Origin of the sequence: Gordonia bronchialis DSM 43247 (assembly GCF_000024785.1) — a bacterium.
GTDB classification, from domain to species: Bacteria; Actinomycetota; Actinomycetes; order Mycobacteriales; family Mycobacteriaceae; genus Gordonia; species Gordonia bronchialis.
In genome coordinates, this window is the sequence record NC_013441.1 from 3,864,076 (window position 1) to 3,882,916 (window position 18,841).

Consider the following 18,841-nt stretch of genomic DNA (forward strand, 5'->3'; position numbering starts at 1 on the left):
GGTGCATTCTCCCACCACCGGGCGACCGGCCCTCGACATTCACGGAAGCAGCGGTATCGCGCCGGGGATCATCGCCGGTTCCACCTCGGTCCAGTACTGGTCGGGTTGACCGTTGGTGCTGCCCAGGCGCAGCACCCCGCGCTGATCGCCGACGTAGACGGTCGACGCGTTGGCCACCACCGCCCGCACCGGCGGAGAGAGGTTGCCGCTGAGCAGCCCGACCGCCGGTGTGCCGTTGATGGACAGTTGCACCACCGGGCTCTCCGGCGCCTCCCGCGCGATCATCAGTGTCGTCGGCGACGCCCAGTCCAGCGACACCGCCCGGTTGCCGATGTTGTAGGCAGCGATCCGCGGACTGGTCAGCGACACCTCACCGTCGGCGTTGGTCGACACCACCGCGAACACCACCTGCCCCCCGACCAGCAGGGCGACCCGCACGCCGTCGGGGGCGACCTGCAGTTCGGTGATCGCGCCGCGCGCCACACCCGGGATGGCCGATGCGTCGACGGCGGTCATCGCGGTCCCGTCGGCGTCACGGGTCCACCGCATCGGCCGGCCGTCGACCACCACCCAGGTGGTGTCGGCGTCGGCTCCGAACGAGGGCCGGGTGATGGAGGCGCCGGTGATGTATTGCGTTGTGGCGCCGCCATAATCACCGATGACGAATTCCATCCGCGGCCCGGGCCCGGAACGGTCCAGGGCGGCGGCGATCCGACGGCCGTCGGGCGAGATCGTCGCCCAGGCGACATTGCGGCCGGTGCCCAGCACCCCGGGCACCGGCGCGATCCCGTTGCCGGTGACGGCGCGCACCGCGCCACCGGTGATGATGTTGAGTCCGACGTCGGTCGGCGGGACGGCCGACGGGTCGAAGGTCTTGACGTCGGTGGTCTGCCATCCCGAAGCCCGCTCGGCCACCAGCGCGCCACCGTCGGCGTTGATGACGTACGGGCCGGGCACGTTGGCGCCGTCGAGAGTCCAGATGATCTGCGCGGCGAGCACGGTCCGGTCGCGGACCGACGGGGTGCCGATCCCGGTCAGCTCGATGCTCACCCCTCCACCGGCGAGTGCCGTGACCGGCCCGCGCAACGCCGCACCCGCCACGAAACCGGTGGCCACCGCCGATGCCAGATCGGCCGACGGCCCGGCGATGAGCAGGGAGACCACGGCGGTCGGATCGGTGTCCTGGCCGGCGTAGAGCCACCGCGGATCCGGCACGAGATGACGGCCGGTGCGGTCGGTGTAGTACAGCGACACCGATCGATAGGACGCCTCGAACTGATCGCGATCGATCAGCGTCTCGTCGGGTAGCGGGCCGTCTATCCGCCACTGCTCACCCACCCGCACCAGACTGATGCCCGTCTCCACCCGTCCGGTCGCCGGCAGCAACTGGCCGTCGGAACGCAGGGTGCCGTAGCTGTCTCCAATAAGGCGCATCTTGACCGAGTCCTCGTTGCGCTGGTCGATGAAGATGCTGATCTCGTCGAGAATGACCGCGTCGCCGCGGTCGTCCCACTGCTGCGACGACGGCCGGGTCATGAACTGGCGCGCCGCGCGATGATCGGACTCGGGATCGGCCGACGCCTTGAGGAACGCCCGCACCAGTGCCTCCGGATCCATGTCGGCCTGCGGGACCGGGACCTCGTTGGTGGCGCCCTCACGTTCGAAGGACTTGATCGGCTGCGGCGAGGAGTTGGTGGGGATGGCCCCGCATCCGGCGAGCAGCGCGGCGAGAACCGTCAGGACCACGCCGAGCACGCCGACGCGGCTACCGCTGATGCCGGCCGGGCTACTCACCGGCCGCCCCCGTGGTTCCAGACGTCCGAGTGGACGTTCGGGTGGTGGTGCGGTTGCCGGCGCCGACCGGCTTCAGCGGCAACGGGCTGCCGAGCACCTTGTGTCCACGCACCAGCGGCAGCGTCAGCCGGAAGCACGCGCCCTTGCCCGGTTCACCCCACGCCTCGAGGCGACCCTGGTGCAGCCGGGCGTCTTCGATGCTGATCGCCAGTCCCAGCCCGGTACCGCCGGACCGGCGGAACCGGGACGGATCGGACCGCCAGAACCGGTTGAACACCAGCTTCTCCTCCCCCGGTCGCAGGCCGATGCCCTGATCGCGGACGGTGAGCGCCACCGCATCACCGTCGGACCGCATGGTCAGCGTCACGGGTTTGCGTTCGCCGTGGTCGATGGCGTTGGCCAGCAGATTGCGCAGGATGCGTTCGACGCGACGCGGATCGATCTCGGCGATGACCGGCTCGGCCGGCAGATCCAGGATCAGTTCGGTGCCGGTCTCCTCGGCCAGATGGCTGACCGTGGCCAGCGCACCGTCGATCGGGATGGCCATGTCCATCCGTTCGGCCGCCAACTCGGCCATGCCGGCGTCGTGGCGGGAGATCTCAAGCAACTCGTTGAGCAACGTCTCGAAGCGATCGAGCTCCTTGTCGAGGAGTTCCACCGATCGTTTGCGCACCGGGTCGAGTTCGTCACGGCCCTCGTAGAGCACGTCGCTGGCCATCCGCACCGTGGTCAGCGGGGTCCGCAGCTCGTGGCTGACGTCGGAGGTGAACTGCCGTTGCAGACCGCCGAACTCCTCGAGATGAGTGATCTGCTTGGACAGACTCTCGGCCATGTCGTTGAACGACATCGCCAGGCGCGCCATGTCGTCCTCACCGCGGACCGGCATCCGTTCCTTGAGGCGACCGTCGGCGAAGCGCACCGCGATGCGCGACGCCGATCGCACCGGGATCACGACCTGCCGCGACACCAGCCAGGCGATGGCCGCCAGCAGGCCGAGGAGCACCACCCCGCCGGTGAGCAGCGTGCCGCGCACCAGGTCGACGGTGTTCTGCTCGTTGGTGAGCGGAAAGACGAGGTAGAGCTCGAGACCCGGTACCGACGAGTTGGTCGGCGATCCGATGATCAGCGCCGGTTCGGAACCACCCTTGCCGGTGGGAACCGAGGTGTACTGGTAGGCGACCTGGCCACCCTGCACCATGTCGCGCAGGGTCTGCGGGATCTCCGAGGTGGGTCCCACCCCCGAGGGTCCGCCGTCGGGATCGGAACCCGGCACCAGCAGCACGGTGTCGAAGGTGCCCACCGCACCCGAACTCTGACCGGTGTCGACGTCGCGGTCGGTGAGCAGCGACCGTGTCTGACGCAGCCGGTTCTGCACCGACATGTTGCCGTCACCACTGGACAGGTCGCGCTCCACCGACACCCGCGCGCGGTCGATCTCCTCGGTCGCGGCCTGCAACTTCACGTCGAGGAGACGGTCGGTGATCTGGCTGATGAGCACGAAGCCCAGGATCAGCAGCACCACAAAGGACAGCACCAACGTGGACACCACGATCCGCAACTGCAGTGAGCGGCGCCAGAAGTGGCCGAAGGTACGGCCCACACTGCTCGCCGTGCGGGTGAAGCGCCCGAAGGTGCTGTTGACGCGTCGCCGGGATCGACCGATCACGGCGGGCCGGCCTTGTAGCCGACCCCCCTCACTGTCAGGACGACCTCGGGGTTCTCCGGGTCGGTTTCGACCTTGGCGCGCAACCGCTGGACATGCACGTTGACGAGTCTAGTGTCCGCCGGATGCCGGTATCCCCACACCTGTTCGAGCAGGACGTCGCGGGTGAAGACCTGACGGGGTTTGCGCGCGAGAGCGACCAGCAGATCGAATTCGAGCGGGGTGAGCGAGATCGGCACACCGTCGCGGGTCACCTTGTGTGCCGGGACGTCGATCTCCACCGGACCGATGGACAGCAGCTCGGCGGGCTCCTCGTCGGTGCGACGCAGGCGGGCACGCACCCGGGCCACCAGTTCCTTCGGCTTGAACGGTTTGACCATGTAGTCGTCGGCGCCGGATTCCAGGCCGAGGACCACATCGACGGTGTCGGACTTGGCGGTGAGCATGACGATCGGCACGCCGGAGTCGGCACGCAGGACGCGGCACACGTCGATCCCGTTCATCCCGGGCAGCATGAGATCGAGCAGCACCAGGTCGGGCCGGATCTCGCGGACCGCGGTCAGTGCCTGGGTGCCGTCGCCGACAACAAACGGTTCGAAGCCCTCACCGCGCAACACAATCGTCAGCATCTCGGCGAGTGCGGCGTCGTCGTCGACGACGAGGATGCGGGGCTTCATGCTCCAATGGTGACACCCCTGTGATGAAACCGTGGTGATCGACGCGCCGATCGGTTCGCACCGGAGGGCTCAGGTGCCGATCGACGGCTCGGCTCCCGGGCAATAGAGCCATTGGCTGTTCTCTTTCAGGAAGCGGGCACTCGCCGGTTCCGAGGTGCTGCGCCTGCCACCTTCCTCGACGTGGACCAGCACCTGTGTGGAGGCATAGTCACCATCGATCTGAGTGGCGACGATGCCCTCGAGGATGATGTTGCCCGGCTTGGTCAGCAGCGTCACCTGTCGACGGTTCTCGCTGCACACCGCGGCCTGCATGCGGGCCAGGTCACGCGCATTGCCTGCGTTGATGTAGTTCTGCATGGCGTCGCGGATCGCGGTGACCTCGGCGTAGCTACCACCGGGCGTCGTCGTGGTGTCCGGAGTGGACGTCTGATACGTCGAATCCGGTGATTCGGTGGTCTGGGAGGTCTGGGTCGTCGATTCTGCGGTGGTGGTGGAGTCCCCATCCGAGGAGCCGGATTTCACGACGATCGTCACGATCAGCCCGGCGATCGCGAGCAAGGCGACCACACCACACACCACGGCCGCTACGGCCCCGTTACCCCGCGGGGGCCGGGGCGACGGATTCGGCGTGAACTGGGGCGGGCCCCCGTAGGGTCCCGGCCCGTACGGGCTTGTCGGAGAGCCGAACTGGTTGCCGAACCCGGTGTGTCCAGGCGGCGTCTGCGGGCCGTGCCCCCCGAAACCAGACGGTGCCGGACCAGATGGGGCCGGACCAGATGGGGCCGGACCAGACGGGGCCGGACCAGACGGGGCCGGACCGCCCGGGGGTGGTCCCATCGGCGGAATCGGGCGCCCCCCGAACGGCGGTGGCTGATACGTCATGGCGTCTCCTGCGCGGATGTCATCGTGACCAGGCTATCCAAGGTGCCCGGGCTCGTCGTCGGATGGTCATTCGGACGGCAGAACAGCGCGCTCATCCCGGTAACAGATCCCGTGCCAGCGCCGGGATGTCCGCCCCGTCGAACTCGTGCCACGCGGACTGCCACGAGGCATCGGCCAGACGTCGATAGACGGCGTCGACCCGGTGTTGCAGGTCGCTGTCGCGCTCATAGTGGTCGCGTGCCCGGGAGGCGTCGGCGCTCGCGCGGGACTCGGCGCGGGCCATGGCGGTTTCGGCCGGCACGCCCAGGAGGATCTGCCGGTCCGGTGCCGGTAATCCCAGCCGTCCGAATTCGAGGTCGGCGACCCAGCGCACCACCTCCCCGTCGGCGTCCTGATGCAGACGCGCCGCGCTGTAGGCGGCGTTGGAGGCCACATAGCGGTCCAGGATCACCACATCCGCGGCTTCTGCCGCCGCCGCGATCTCGGCGACGGCGGCGGACCGGTCGAGCGCGAACAGCAACGCCATCGCGTAGACACTCTCGCGCAGGTCACCGTGGTTGCCGTGCAACGCCTCCGAGGCGATGTCGGCGGTGAGGCTGCGCCCGTACCGCGGAAAGGTGAAGGTCGCGACCCGCGCGCCGCGTCGGGTCCACTCGTCGACGAGCCCGGTCACCAAGGTGTTCTTGCCTGCCCCGTCCAGCCCCTCGACCGCGATCAACTCGCCCACGAAGGCAGCATATAGAACGACCCGCGGCGCAACCGGTCGCGCCGCGGGCCTGTGGACAACTTGCTCAGTAGCGGTAGTGCTCGGGCTTGTAGGGCCCTTCGACGTCGACGTTGATGTACTCGGCCTGTTCCTTGGTGAGCCGGGTGAGCGTGCCGCCGAGCGCCTCGACGTGGATGCGCGCAACCTTCTCGTCGAGGTGCTTGGGCAGACGGTAGACCTCGTTGTCGTACTCGTCGTTCTTGGTCCACAGCTCGATCTGGGCGATCACCTGGTTGGAGAAGCTGTTGCTCATCACGAACGACGGATGTCCGGTCGCGTTGCCCAGGTTGAGCAGCCGACCCTCGCTGAGCACGATGATCGACTTGCCGTCGTCGAAGATCCACTGATCGACCTGCGGTTTGATGTTGATCCGCTTGGCGCCGGATCCCTCCAGCCCGGCCATGTCGATCTCGTTGTCGAAGTGGCCGATGTTGCCCAGGATCGCCTGATGCTTCATCTGCCGCATGTGGGCGAGGGTGATGATGCCCAGGTTGCCGGTGGAGGTGATGACGATGTCGGCGTCGGCGATGGCCTGTTCGACGGTGACGACGTCGAAGCCGTCCATCAGTGCCTGCAGGGCATTGATCGGATCGATCTCGGTGACCTGCACGCGCGCGCCCTGGCCGGCGAGCGACTCGGCGCAGCCCTTGCCCACATCACCGTAACCGCAGATCAGCACCTTCTTGCCACCGATCAGCACGTCGGTTCCGCGGTTGATGCCGTCGATCAGTGAATGGCGGGTGCCGTACTTGTTGTCGAACTTGGACTTGGTGACCGAGTCGTTGACGTTGATCGCCGGGAAGGCGAGGTCACCGGCCGCGGCGAACTGGTACAAACGCAGCACACCGGTGGTGGTCTCCTCGGTGACCCCCTGCACCGAGTCGGCGATGGTGCTCCACTTGGTCTTGTCCTTCTCGAAGCTCGCACGCAGCAGTTCGAGGAACACCTTGTATTCCGCGGAGTGGTCGTCCTCGGCGGGCGGGACCACGCCGGCCTTCTCGAACTCGGCGCCGCGCAGCACCAGCATGGTGGCGTCGCCGCCGTCATCGAGGATCATGTTGGCCGGCTTGTCGGCTTCGGGCCAGGTCAGCATCTGCTCGGCCGCCCACCAGTACTCCTCGAGGGTCTCCCCTTTCCACGCGAACACCGGCACACCCTTCGGCTCGTCCGGGGTGCCGTGGGGTCCGACGACGATGGCCGCCGCCGCGTGATCCTGGGTGGAAAAGATGTTGCACGACGCCCAGCGGACCTCTGCGCCGAGCGCGACCAGGGTCTCGATGAGCACCGCGGTCTGCACCGTCATGTGCAGCGACCCGGAGATGCGGGCGCCCTTGAGCGGCGCAACGTCGGCGTACTCTCGACGCAGCGACATCAGGCCCGGCATCTCGTGTTCGGCGAGTTCGATCTCCTTGCGGCCGAAGTCCGCAAGGGACAGATCGGCCACCTTGAAGTCGATACCGTTGCGTGTGTCGGCCTGCGGTGCGGCGCTCGTCATCTGTTCCCCTTGTCGTCAGCGTCGGAAATGCTGCATACGAGCAGCGTCGAATAGCGTTCGACCCAGGCTATCCGACGACGACGCACCGACCGGGTGGCAGGTATCACCACGTGTGGGCAGCCATCACGAACCCGGTGTGGTCTCGGCTTCCTCGAGCGGCGGGACTTCCCCGCGCTCACGTTTTCCGACCATCGAATGTCGTTGGCTGTACAGGAAATAGACGGCTACACCGATCACCATCCAGATGGCGAACCGGATCCAGGTCAGGGCCGACAGGTTCAGCATCAGCCAGATGCACGCGATGATCGCGAGTACCGGGATGATGGGTCCGCCCGGCACCACGAATCCGCGTTTGAGGTCGGGGCGGGTGCGCCGCAGCACCATCACACCGCCGGCGACCACGACGAAGGCGAACAGGGTTCCGACGTTGACCATCTCTTCGAGCTTGTTGATCGGGAAGAAGCCGGCGACGATGGCGACGACGACACCGATCAGGATCGTCAGACGCGCGGGTGTCCCGAACCGCGGACTGGTCTTCGAGATACCGCGCGGCAGCAGGCCGTCGCGGCTCATCGCGAACAGCACACGGGACTGCCCCAGGATCAGCACCATCACAACAGTGGTGAGACCGGCCAACGCGCCGAGTGCGATGACCTTCTCCGCCCAGAGCACGTTGTTGAGTGCGAAGGCGTCGGCCAGGTTCTTCGAATCGTCGCCGGTGCCGGCCAGGTCCTTGTAATTGACCATGCCCGTCACCACGATCGTGACCAGCACGTAGAGCACCGTCACGATGGCAAGCGAACCGAGGATGCCGCGTGGAACGTCGCGCCGCGGATCGCGGGTCTCCTCGGCCGTCGTCGCCACCACGTCGAAGCCGATGAACGCGAAGAACACGATCGAGGCCGCGGCCAGCACGCCATACCAGCCGTAGGAGGTGTCACCGGCTCCGGTCATCAGGGAGAACAGCGACGAGTCCACCGATTTCTCGGCGCCACCGCCGGATTCGGCAGGCGGCACGAACGGCGAATAGTTGTCGCTCTTGATGTAGAAGAAACCCACCACGATCACCAGGAGAACGACGGCCACCTTGATCGCGGTGATCACCGCACTGAACCGCGCGGACAGTTTGGTTCCGATCACCAGCAGGGTGGTGACGACACCGACCACGACGATCGCGCCCCAGTCGAAACTCCAGCTCCCGCCGAGAGATACCGAGTGGACCGTCTTGTCGAAGGTCCCCGGGAAGAACGAATGCAGGAAGTTGCCCAGATACGTCGACCAGCTCTTGGCGACGACAGCCGAACCGACCGCGAACTCGAGAATCAGATCCCACCCCAGGATCCATGCGAGGAACTCACCGAAGGTCGCGTACCCAAAGGTGTATGCCGAGCCGGCCACCGGGACGGTGGACGCGAACTCGGCGTAACACAACGCGGCCAGACCACAGGCGATGGCGGCCATCACGAAGGAGAGCGAGATGGCCGGGCCGGCATTGTTGCCGGCCTGCGAGGCGGTCACCGTGAAGATGCCCGCACCGATCACCACCGACACGCCGAAGACGATCAGATCGCGCCAGGTCAGGTCTTTTCGGAGCTTGTGGCCGGGTTCATCGGTATCGGCCATTGACTGCTCGACCGACTTGATGCGCGTCAGCGGATTGGCCATGAGTGGACCTCCGTACCCGGGCCAGTGCGCGATTGCCGCGGCCCGATCGTCGCGAATGTCTTCCAGTGCAGCGAGAACCTACGCTATCGGACTCAGCCCGGCCGGCACCCGTGATTCACGGCATGCGTGTCGCGCGGGTCAGCGAGTGCCACGGTCGATGTCGGGTTGGAGATATATGACCCGCGCCTGCGGGACCGCCGACCGAACCCGCGCCTCGGCGGAGTCGATGGTCTCGGCGATCCGCACCGCGTCGGCACCTGCGGGGATCGCGATCTTGGCGGCGACGAGCATCTCCTCGGGGCCGAGGTACTGGGTCTTCATGTGGATGACCCGATCGACGCCGTCGGATTGCAGCGCCGCCAACAGTTGTGCCTCCTCGTCTTCGGTGGCGCCCTCACCGATGAGCAGGCTCTTCATCTCGACGATGAGGATGACGGCGATGATGCCCAGCAGGATGCCGATGCACAGGGTGCCCACGCCGTCCCAGACGGCGTCGTCGGTGATCATCGTCAGTCCGACGCCGCCGAGAGCGAGCAGCAGACCGATGAGAGCGCCGGAGTCCTCGAGTAGCACCACCGGGAGTTCGGGCGTGCGGGAGTTGCGGATGAAACGCCACCAGCTCGTTGTGCCCTTGAGCGGCCTGGATTCCCGGTAGGCGGTGGCGAAGCTGTAGCTCTCCAAACAGATGGCGACGACGAGGATCACCACGGCAACCAGCGGCGATTCCAGGCCGTGGTCGTGGGAGTGCTGGATCTTGTGGATGCCCTCGTAGATGGCGAACAGCGAACCGAGGGTGAACAACACGAGCGCGACAACAAAGGAATAGAAGTAGCGGCTGCGGCCGTAGCCGAAGGGATGCAGTTTGTCGGCCTCACGTCCGGCGCGCTTCTGGCCGAGCAGCAGCATCCCCTGATTGGAGGTGTCGGCGACGGAGTGCACGGCCTCGGCGAGCATCGACGACGACCCGGTGACGAGGAAGCCGACGAACTTGGCGAGCGCGATCCCGGCGTTGGCCAGTAGCGCCGCGACGATCGCCTTCTTGGAACCTTCAGCCGACACGGTTCACTCCTGTTCTCGACGGTGACGAGGGTGGACACTACTGGGCGACAACCGTCTTGTCCGCTCTGCCGGGTTCTCACACCGCTCAACAGACCCGACGGGCCCACCCGGTCTTCCGGATGGACCCGTCGGGTCGAGGTGCCGACCGGGTCAGACCAGTCCGCGGAAGCCCTGGCCGATGCTGGCGTCGGTGTCGGACATGACGCGGCTGGCGTTGCTGACGCCTTGTTTGAGGCCCATCAGCTGATCACGCGAGGCGCTGAACACGCGGTCGAAGCTGTTCTGGGCGTCGGTGTAGGCCTGCTTGGCCTGCACCGAGTTCCAGTTGTCGTGCAGTGCCGCCACCTGTGTCTTGAGCTGGCCGTTGAGGTCCTCGAGACGGTTGAAGGCAGCGAGCAGTCCACCGCTCAGGTCGTCGAGCGAAGCGAAGTCGTAATTGATCTGTCCGGACATGGAGAGTTCCTTTCTTGTCGCCGGAAGGGTGGGTCAGACCGCGGTGCCGTTGCCGCCGAAGCCTTGCGACGCCGACGAATCCTGGTCCTCGTAGCCGGTGAAGCCGGCGCTGAGCTGGGTGCGGATCTGGTCGAGCAGGTTGTTCATCGTCAGCGCCGCCTTGTTCCAGTCGGTGTGCGTGCCGTCGAAGGCCACGCCGGCGCGTCCGAGCCAGGTCGGGGTCGCGTTCGACGCGTGCCGCGCGATGACGCCGATCGTGTCCTTCATCTCCTCGACGAGGCTCGCGACCGACTGTGCGGTCGCGTGCGCATCGCCGACGTTGAGGGTGACACCCGAACCGCCACCCGTTCCGGCTCCCGGAAGATTGAGCATGAGTTTTCCTCCTGTGTAACGGCACCGTCCGGCGATGCCCCCGTGTGTATCCGTGACACAGCTGCCCGCGCCGCAGATATCCTGACAGTTGCGTCCCACCAACACGTTTCGTGTCGAGAAGGAACCCCCCGGTCCGGATCGTCATGGGAACCATCGTCCGTCGGGCAGGGTCTCGATCAGCAGACCGATGGCCTGCGCGATCCGGTGACCCGACCCCGGGGACAGGGTGGTCCACACCCGACCGTCCGGAGACTTGCTGGGGCTGGACACGATTCGGCCCTTGTCGGTGTCGAGGATCGCGACCGCCCCAGAAGACTGGGTGAGAACGCCGGCATCGTGTGCGACGGCGACGATCTCGGTCTGCACCCGGCACGACGCGAAGGCGGCCGAGACCACCATCGCGTCGCCGGGTGACGCGCCCATGGCGTGCAGGGCGTCGGTCATGTCGAGGCCGGATCGGCAGCGTCCCAACCGATCCAGGAGTTCTGCTGCCGGATGGCTGATGGCGTCGAAGACGCACGGCGCGCGTTCCGGCAGCCGGGCGCGCAGCAGCGCACCGAGTTCGCCGACGCCGGTCGGCGAGACGACGCTCAGCTCGATGCGTGCCCCGTCCCGAACCGCGAGAACGTGGTCGTTGCCGGATCTGGCCAGGCAGATCCGACGAAAGCCGGCATCGGCGATGGTGCGCATCTCGATCATCCGCTCGGGCGCACAGAGAACACGTATCACGGTGTCGCACAGCGTGGTCGGCTCCCCGTCGGAGCACACCAGTCCGGTCTCGGCGATCCGCTGATGCAGTTCGGCGTGCGACAGTGCGGGACGAGCGGCGGCAGCGTCGTCGATGTCGAGAACACCCTCGATGTCGAGCACCACGGGCCAGGTCTGGGCGCCGAAGCGTTGTCCGAGTCCGCGCAGCACCGCGACATCCAGCATCAGTGTGTGACGGTCGGTGGACGTCCACATGGTCATCGGCCCCCGTCCGTGCCGAGCAACAGGGTTTCCGCGGTGTAACGCGGATCGACCGGGCCGGCGGTACCCGCCACCACGGGGCGGTCGGCGAGGGCCACCTCCGACCATGTCAGTGGCGTGTCGGATTCGCTTGCCGCCGAGTGCGTTCCGGAGCCCTCGGAGTGGTCGGCCGCGCGAACCACCACCCGGTCTCCAGACCCCATGGCGGTGGCCGGTGGCGCGACCGGCGGCATCGCCGACGTGGTGGTGGCAGCCGGGGACACGGTCGGCGTCACCGGAGCGACGGTCGGGCGACCACCGGCCAGCGTGGTGTGCGCGTACTTCTGCTTCTCGTAGGCCACCGGCACGTATCCACCCATCGGCGCCGCACTGTGCGGGTCCGATCGGGCGTGATCGGAGGCGTGGGCACCCTGGGCGGCTCGTCGCTCGGCGGCCTGTTCGGCGTTGAGGGGCCCGTCGGAGACCAGAGCGGGTGCGCGCGCCACACCGGCCCAGGGTTGCGCAACCGGCTCGCTGGCCGTCTCGTAGGCCTGCATGACACGCGCGGCCCGCATGCGCTGTTCGTGAACGGCACGTTCGAGCTGCGCGGTCGCGCCGGCGATGATAGGCACCACAGTGGTTGCCGCCGTGGCCATCTCGCGCATGTCGTCGACGAAGTCGATCTCGGCCAGGTTGGGCATGGTCAGTCGCGCCACCGCGACGGCCGCGGCCTGCGCCTCGGCACGACCCGCATTCTCGGCCGCCTCGGCCGCGGCCCGCCCCAGCCACGGAGCCAGCGCGGTCAGCTTCTCCAGCGCCGCATGCGAGTGCGACGACCGCCAGTGCACGCCCAGTCGAGCCAGGACCGCACCGTATTCCAGGGCGGCCTCACCCAGTTCCGCGGAGAGCTGTGCCCAGGCCAGGCCGGCGTCGACGAGCGGCGCCGGTCCGGCTCCGTGCCCGAGATCGGTGGCCAGTTGCTGGCTCGTGCGTGCGTCCCAGTCGACGCCGGTGAATCCGGTCACTGCTCCTCCTTCGGCCCTGGGTGCGGGTGGATGATGTTGTGCGGTGGACGTTGTGGGGTGATCAGGTTCGGATCATCGCCGACGCGTCGGCGTCGCCCTCGACGAAGCCGTGCGCCTGGGCGCGCAGCACCGCCGCGATCTTGCGTAGTTCGTGGACGCCCGTAGCGGTGTCCGCCGCGAAGTCCTCGGCCACTGCACTGAAAGTCGTTGCCGCGGCGACGGACACCTCGTCACGACCCTGTGGCGCGACGGGAAGGGCCTGTCCGGCGGCGAGCAGAGATCGTTCCACTCGATCTGCGATGCGGTCGATATCGGCGGCAGCAGAGAGCAATTCGGCCGGGTCGACACTGAGTTGGGAGTGGGTCATCGGGTCCTCGCTTCGTCCGGGATGGGTGTGGGTGCCGGCACCGGACTCTGCCGGCGCCGGAGTGGTCGGGTGGTCTAGGTGGTGGTTGGGCTGGTCGACGGTCCGAGCCGCAACTCGATGTCGGGAACGGGCTCGGGTTCCGGGTCGTCGTCGTGGCCGAGTACCGCGGGTACCGCTTCGGGTGTATCCCCCACGACGCGCTGACCGTTGACCTCGGTCACCAGGTAATCGGGGGTCGAATGTTGTTCGGCGGCACCGGCTCCGCGTCCCGCACCGGCTCCGGTCAGTGGCGCTCCGCCCATCGGCATCGGCTGGGTGGTCAGTTGCGCGCGGGCCGGCGACGTGGTGGTGTTGAGGGCGGCGTTCTCGACGGTGCTGAGCGCCGAGGGCACGGTTGCGCGGGCGCCGGCGAGGGTTTGCATCACGCCGAGCCCACCGACACCGCCGCCACCGAGTCCGCCCGGTTTGGCGCCACCACCCGGCCGCTTACCCGGGTCCGGGTGGGTGCGACGGGTGTTGTCGGCAGTGGTGGTCCGGGTGGTGTTGTCGCGGTTGGCGATGTCGAGCATCTTGCTGGCCGGTTTCAGCAGGGACACCGGCAATTCGGTGGCCGTGGACAACGCCGGCGACACCACACTCAACACCGAACTCGCGATGGCGAACGGCGATTGGGTCGTCGCGCCCCGCGCCGCCGACGGTGCGTTGGTGACCGGCACCTTGGCGCCGTTGACGGTCATCTTTCCGGTGGGACCGAGAAGAGCGGCGCGAGTGGCCGCCACGGCCGCGGTCGCCTGTGCGAGACCGACATTGGCGGCGGCGATGGCCATCGTGATTCCCGCGGCCCATCCCGGGCTCAGGATGATCGGAACGACCGCTGCGATGCTCGACACCGTGGCCACGATGATGCCCTGCACTGTTGCCAGACCCTGGCCGACGATCGCTGCGGCAGTGTTGATGTCGAAACTCATGCCGGTGCCCTGGGTGGCCAGCGCGCCACTGTTCGCACCCGCTTCCACCGTCTTGGCCGCGGCACTCGTCGACGCCTGACCGGTCCAGAGTTTGTCCCCGAGGTCGAGTGCGCCCTTGCTCATCGTCATCGTGGTCTCGAGGACCTTCGACAAACTCTGGAAGATGGCCGTCGGATCGAATCCCGCCTTGGAGAGATCGCCGGTTCCGAAGCCGCCCAACAGGTCCGTGATCGGTTTGATGAGGTGTTCGAGGTTGATCGGCGGCATCGGGGGCAGTCCCGGCATCGGCGGCAAGGCGGGAAGCACCGGTAGCGGCGGTAATCCGAGTCCGGTCAGGATGTCGATGACCGGGGTGTCGAGGATCGGCCCGAGCGGGGTCGCGTCGATCATGTCCTGCACCGACATGTGCGACATGGCCGGAACGTCCGGCAGCCCGGGGATCGGTGGGGGCGCCGGCGTCACAGCACCGACCTGATCACTGCGGCGCTCGCGGCGTCGACGCCCTCGAAGCCGGCCAGCCCGGCCACCGTCGTCGCGGCCGTCGCCGCGTGGACCGCGGCGAGTTCACCCACCGAGGTGAGATGGTTGGCTTGCGCGGCGATGAAGGCGGCCAGGAACTCCTGCCCGATCAGTCCGAAGACCGGGACCATCACCGCTGTGTTGGCCGCCGCGTTGATGGAGCCGGCGGCCCCGACCGCTGTCGCCATCGCGACGTTGGTGGCCGCGATGCCTTCGAGTACCTCGGGTGTCACTCGGACGTCGCTCATGTGGTCCCCCTGGGATGTGTGGTGCGTAGTGATGTGGTCGTGCGATCAGGTCTGGGCGATCAGGTCTGGGCAATCAGGTCTGGGCGATCAGGTGACCGGCCGAGAGGCCAGCAGTTCGGCAAACGATTCGTTGAACTCCTCGGTGATCGCCGCCCGTTTCGCGAAGGCGCGCTGGGCCGCCATCGCGGCCGTCGCGACGATCTGCTCACCGAGACGTGTCGCCCCGAGTTCGTTGGCACCCGGCGCCAGCCACAGGCCCTGCAGTGAGCCGTTGCCGTCGACCTCCGCGGTGACGAGATCATCGGGTGAGGTCTCCCGCACCAGGATCGCCGTCAGCTTCTCGTTGAACTCATAGAGACCGTCGAGCTGGGCGTTGGCCCGCGCCTCGAGTTCGTCCATCGCCCAACTCATGTCGCCACCCCCGGATTGCTCATCTGCTCGATCACCCGCGCCGCAGCCAGGACGCCGGGGCGTCGGCATCGGCATCGTCCTGATATTCGGCCCGAGCAAGGTCGTCGGGCGTCGGCAGATGCATCTGCTCGACGAGGTCGCGCGCCATCCCCGACGCCAGCAGATCCTCGCGCAACCGAATGCCCGCTGACATCGCCGACTGTTTGCACAGGCGCAAGATCTCCCCGGCCAACACTGCCGGGTCCTTGTCCAGCGTCGACGGCTCGATCCGCACCGACAGCGGCAGCCCCTGGTACGTGGTCGTCACCGCCAGTGCCCCCGACCGCGACCGTGCGTGCGCCGACTGGTGCAGCGCCTTCCACGGGCCGTGATCTGGTTCGTCCGCGTGAACCGTCGGTGCCGCCTCACCGTGATGTGCCGTCACCGCTCCCACCCCCTTTTCGTGTCACGGACGCTCGATCACGTGGATGTCGCCCCGCCTGGTTTCGGCCGATTCGCCCGAAACGATGAAAAAGATACTTTCACAGACTTCAGGGTTCGGCGAGAGCTTCTCCACAGGTCGAACCAGACGTGACCGCGAACCCCACCATCGTCGATTCACCAGCGCATTCACCCTCATGGACGGCCTCGGGCGCTCCGGACGGCGCACTCACAGCGGGGTCGGGCATGAGACCGAGCATCTGCGTCAGTCGTCCACCGTCGTTACGATCGGTCGGAACAGGCACCCTGCTATCGCGGGGGAAATTGCGGTCAGTACATTCACGACCGTGTGAGGGGGTAATGACTGATGACGCATGCACAAGGGTCGCGGCCCCCATCCTGGCTGCGCCCGGACACCGATGAGACTGCGGCGCCGGCTGCCGAGTCGGTCGCCCGGACACCCGAATCGGTGGTTTCCGCGGAGCCCGCAGCCGCACACGGTGAGCTGCGAGGACCCGAGCATGAGCCCGTCCTGAGGTCGGTCACACCGACCTCCGACCAGGACGACGTCGCCGCAGCTCCGGCCGAACCGCGGCCCGCAGAGGCCCCACCGACCGACCGCTTCCCGGCGTTGATATCCGCGGCGGTAGATTCGCAGACGCCGCCATCGGCACCCTTCCTACCTGCGGCTCCCCCGTGGGCCGAGCCGCAGCCCGTGTACCCGCAACCAGGTATGCCGACGGGGTCCTATCCACCTGCGGCGCCACCACCCCAGTGGGACGGCCCGCCCGGATACGGCGCACCCGTCGCGCCCGGGTTCGCTCCGTCGCCGGCCCAACCCCTGGCCCCGCCGCCCGGCCTCGATCCGCACCGGCTGGCCCCGCCGTCCGCCCCACCACCCCGCCGCGGATGGCGGCAGGCGCTGCATACCGCGACGGGCGGACTGATCAATCTCGGCGACTCGAAGTCGCAGCAGCAGCTCGACCACATGATCGCCCGCGTGCGCCAACCGATTCAGGGTGATTTCCGGCTCGCCGTGCTGTCCCTCAAGGGCGGTGTCGGCAAGACCACCACCACCATCGGACTCGGCAGCGCCTTCGCGTCGCTGCGTGGCGATCGGGTGATCGCCGTCGACGCCAACCCCGACCTCGGTACGCTGGCGAGCCGTGTGCCGCAGCAGACCGCGTCGACGGTGCGCACGTTGCTCGCCGATGAGCACATCTACCGCTACACCGACGTGCGGCGGCACACGAGCCAGGCCACCAGCCGCCTGGAAGTTCTTGCTTCCGAACGAGATCCGGCGATCTCGGAATCGTTCAGCGCCGACGAGTACCGGCGGGTCCTCGGCGTCCTGGAGAACTTCTACAACATCATCATGACCGACTGCGGGACCGGTCTGATGCACTCGGCGATGGAGGCTGTGCTCAGCACCGCCAACGCCATCGTGCTGGTGACGTCACCGGCCGTCGACGGCGCGCAGAGCGCGTCGGCCACCCTGGACTGGCTCAACGCGCACGGATATCAGCATCTGGTCAATCAGGCGATCGTGGTGATCTCGGCATCCAAACCCGGTGGCGCACCGATCGATCTGGACCTGCTCACCCAGCACTTCCTGGGCCGGACGCGTGCGGTGCAGGTGATCCCCTACGACGATCACCTCGCCACCGGCTCCTACGTCGATCTCGACCACCTGCACCGTCCCACCCGTACCGCGTTCCTCGAACTCGCGGCGACAGTGGCGGATTCGTTCATCAGTCCCGAGATCCCGCCCGCATCTGCAGCCCCGCACGCGTGGCAGGGCTGACCGACCCAGACAGGACCTCATGTACAACGACCCGTCGAAGGAACCACCACTGCCGAGCTGGATCCCGGAGGCCCAGGAGTCGCCGTCGGCGCCCGACGCGCAGACCCCGACGCCCGGCGCCGCACCAGCCCCCAACGCACCGGCACCCTACGGCGATCCGGCCGTACGTCCTGGCGCCTACCCGCCACCGCCCCCACCCGCCGGACAGTTCGCGGGACCACCGGCTCCCGGATACGGACCGCCGCAGGGGTATGGCCCACCCGCCGGCCCCGGACCGGCCGGCCCCCAGCAGCCGCAGGGAATGCCGCCAGGACCGCCGCAGGACCAGGGTCCCATGTCGCTCAACGATGTTCGCATTCTGCGACGCGCCAAACGCGCACCGGCCCGGGGCTGGCGTCGCGCCGTTCACACCCTCTCGGCGGGCACCATCAACCCCGGCGAATCGCACAGCGACATCGAGTATCAACAGCTTCTCGACCGCGTCCGCCGACCTGTCCGCGGCGACTACCGCATCGCGGTGCTGTCCCTGAAGGGCGGCGTCGGCAAGACGACGACCACCATCGGGCTCGGCTCCACCTTTGCCTCCCTGCGCGGTGATCGCGTGATCGCCGTCGACGCCAACCCGGACCTCGGCACGCTGGCTCAGCGCATCCCGCAGCAGACGCACTCCACAGTCCGCGACCTGCTCGCCGACGCAAACGTCTACCGCTACAGCGATGTCCGCGCGCATACCTCGCAGGCCCCGAGCCGCCTGGAAGTCCTTGCCTCCGAACGTGATCCGGCGATGGCGGAAGCGTTCAACGAGACCGAGTATCGCGGTGTCATCGCCATCCTGCAGCGCTTCTACAACATCATCATCACCGACTGCGGCACCGGCCTGAGCCATTCGGCGATGAACGGCGTGCTCGATCTGGCCAACGCACTCATCCTGGTCTCCTCTCCGGCGCTCGACGGGGCACGCAGCGCCGGCGCCACCCTCGACTGGCTGCAAGCACACGGATATGGACATCTCGTGAATCGTGCTGTGGTGGTACTGAGTTCGTCACGCCCCGGGTCGAGCACCATCGACACCAACCAGCTCGGACAGCACTTCCTCACCCGCACCCGGGCCGTACACCAGATCCCGTTCGACGATCACCTCTCCGAGGGTGCCGACATCGATCTCGAACTCATGAGCAAGAGCACCCGGCTCGCGTTCACCGATCTCGCCGCCACCATCGCCGACGACTTCGCCAACACGAGCACCCAGCGATTCGAGGATCCGTTCCTGGGGTGAGGCCTGCCTGTGGACAACGTCGGGATGGG

Annotated in this window: 19 protein-coding genes; 2 read left to right on the forward strand and 17 right to left on the reverse strand. The window is 67.6% G+C overall.

The window, feature by feature from the left end:
* Window positions 1–39 precede the first annotated feature (39 nt).
* From lpqB to GBRO_RS18165, 17 genes are all read right to left on the reverse strand, one after another.
* The gene (gene lpqB, locus GBRO_RS18085; protein WP_012835334.1) at window positions 40–1,794 is read right to left on the reverse strand and encodes an MtrAB system accessory lipoprotein LpqB; all 1,755 of its coding nucleotides are present in this window, start codon (window positions 1,792–1,794) and stop codon (window positions 40–42) included.
* Window positions 1,787–3,460: an MtrAB system histidine kinase MtrB gene (gene mtrB / locus GBRO_RS18090; RefSeq protein ID WP_012835335.1), complete on the reverse strand. Its 1,674-nt coding sequence runs from the start codon at window positions 3,458–3,460 to the stop codon at window positions 1,787–1,789. The genes lpqB and mtrB overlap by 8 nt, the downstream gene beginning before the upstream one ends.
* A complete protein-coding gene (mtrA, locus tag GBRO_RS18095) occupies window positions 3,457–4,134 on the reverse strand; it encodes an MtrAB system response regulator MtrA (protein ID WP_004023513.1) in 678 nt (225 codons plus the stop codon). The genes mtrB and mtrA overlap by 4 nt, the downstream gene beginning before the upstream one ends.
* Window positions 4,135–4,203: 69 nt before the next feature.
* Window positions 4,204–4,701 carry a hypothetical protein gene (locus GBRO_RS24795; protein WP_147290666.1) on the reverse strand — a complete coding sequence of 166 codons (498 nt, stop codon included), beginning with the start codon at window positions 4,699–4,701 and terminating at the stop codon, window positions 4,204–4,206.
* Between the two features lie 406 nt (window positions 4,702–5,107).
* The gene (locus tag GBRO_RS18105) at window positions 5,108–5,743 is read right to left on the reverse strand and encodes a dTMP kinase (RefSeq protein ID WP_012835337.1); all 636 of its coding nucleotides are present in this window, start codon (window positions 5,741–5,743) and stop codon (window positions 5,108–5,110) included.
* A gap of 64 nt (window positions 5,744–5,807) precedes the next feature.
* Window positions 5,808–7,277 carry an adenosylhomocysteinase gene (gene ahcY, locus GBRO_RS18110; protein WP_012835338.1) on the reverse strand — a complete coding sequence of 490 codons (1,470 nt, stop codon included), beginning with the start codon at window positions 7,275–7,277 and terminating at the stop codon, window positions 5,808–5,810.
* 123 nt (window positions 7,278–7,400) lie between these two features.
* Window positions 7,401–8,942 carry an APC family permease gene (locus GBRO_RS18115; protein WP_012835339.1) on the reverse strand — a complete coding sequence of 514 codons (1,542 nt, stop codon included), beginning with the start codon at window positions 8,940–8,942 and terminating at the stop codon, window positions 7,401–7,403.
* Between the two features lie 138 nt (window positions 8,943–9,080).
* Window positions 9,081–10,001 carry a cation diffusion facilitator family transporter gene (locus GBRO_RS18120; RefSeq protein ID WP_012835340.1) on the reverse strand — a complete coding sequence of 307 codons (921 nt, stop codon included), beginning with the start codon at window positions 9,999–10,001 and terminating at the stop codon, window positions 9,081–9,083.
* Window positions 10,002–10,151: 150 nt separating this feature from the next.
* The gene (locus GBRO_RS18125) at window positions 10,152–10,454 is read right to left on the reverse strand and encodes a WXG100 family type VII secretion target (protein ID WP_012835341.1); all 303 of its coding nucleotides are present in this window, start codon (window positions 10,452–10,454) and stop codon (window positions 10,152–10,154) included.
* A 33-nt stretch (window positions 10,455–10,487) separates the two neighbouring features.
* Window positions 10,488–10,826, reverse strand: a complete 339-nt coding sequence (locus GBRO_RS18130; RefSeq protein WP_012835342.1) for a WXG100 family type VII secretion target — start codon at window positions 10,824–10,826, stop codon at window positions 10,488–10,490.
* 141 nt (window positions 10,827–10,967) lie between these two features.
* A complete protein-coding gene (locus tag GBRO_RS18135) occupies window positions 10,968–11,795 on the reverse strand; it encodes an ESX secretion-associated protein EspG (protein ID WP_012835343.1) in 828 nt (275 codons plus the stop codon).
* The gene (locus tag GBRO_RS18140) at window positions 11,792–12,799 is read right to left on the reverse strand and encodes a PPE domain-containing protein (protein ID WP_012835344.1); all 1,008 of its coding nucleotides are present in this window, start codon (window positions 12,797–12,799) and stop codon (window positions 11,792–11,794) included. The genes GBRO_RS18135 and GBRO_RS18140 overlap by 4 nt, the downstream gene beginning before the upstream one ends.
* Window positions 12,800–12,860: 61 nt before the next feature.
* A complete protein-coding gene (locus GBRO_RS18145) occupies window positions 12,861–13,166 on the reverse strand; it encodes a PE family protein (protein WP_012835345.1) in 306 nt (101 codons plus the stop codon).
* Window positions 13,167–13,240: 74 nt separating this feature from the next.
* On the reverse strand, window positions 13,241–14,548 hold the full coding sequence (locus GBRO_RS18150; protein WP_012835346.1) for a hypothetical protein: 1,308 nt from the start codon (window positions 14,546–14,548) through the stop codon (window positions 13,241–13,243).
* Window positions 14,549–14,592: 44 nt separating this feature from the next.
* The gene (locus GBRO_RS18155; RefSeq protein WP_012835347.1) at window positions 14,593–14,901 is read right to left on the reverse strand and encodes a type VII secretion target; all 309 of its coding nucleotides are present in this window, start codon (window positions 14,899–14,901) and stop codon (window positions 14,593–14,595) included.
* 87 nt (window positions 14,902–14,988) lie between these two features.
* The gene (locus GBRO_RS18160) at window positions 14,989–15,312 is read right to left on the reverse strand and encodes a YbaB/EbfC family nucleoid-associated protein (protein WP_172491666.1); all 324 of its coding nucleotides are present in this window, start codon (window positions 15,310–15,312) and stop codon (window positions 14,989–14,991) included.
* 31 nt (window positions 15,313–15,343) lie between these two features.
* On the reverse strand, window positions 15,344–15,736 hold the full coding sequence (locus GBRO_RS18165; RefSeq protein WP_012835349.1) for a hypothetical protein: 393 nt from the start codon (window positions 15,734–15,736) through the stop codon (window positions 15,344–15,346).
* Between the two features lie 363 nt (window positions 15,737–16,099).
* On the opposite strand from GBRO_RS18165, the gene GBRO_RS26040 reads away from it, so the two are divergent.
* Entirely contained in the window at window positions 16,100–17,536 is a 1,437-nt protein-coding gene (locus GBRO_RS26040) for a MinD/ParA family ATP-binding protein (RefSeq protein ID WP_012835350.1), read from the forward strand.
* Complete coding sequence (locus GBRO_RS18175; protein WP_407636625.1) at window positions 17,508–18,812, forward strand: MinD/ParA family ATP-binding protein; 1,305 nt, start codon at window positions 17,508–17,510, stop codon at window positions 18,810–18,812. The genes GBRO_RS26040 and GBRO_RS18175 overlap by 29 nt, the downstream gene beginning before the upstream one ends.
* Window positions 18,813–18,841: the final 29 nt, after the last annotated feature.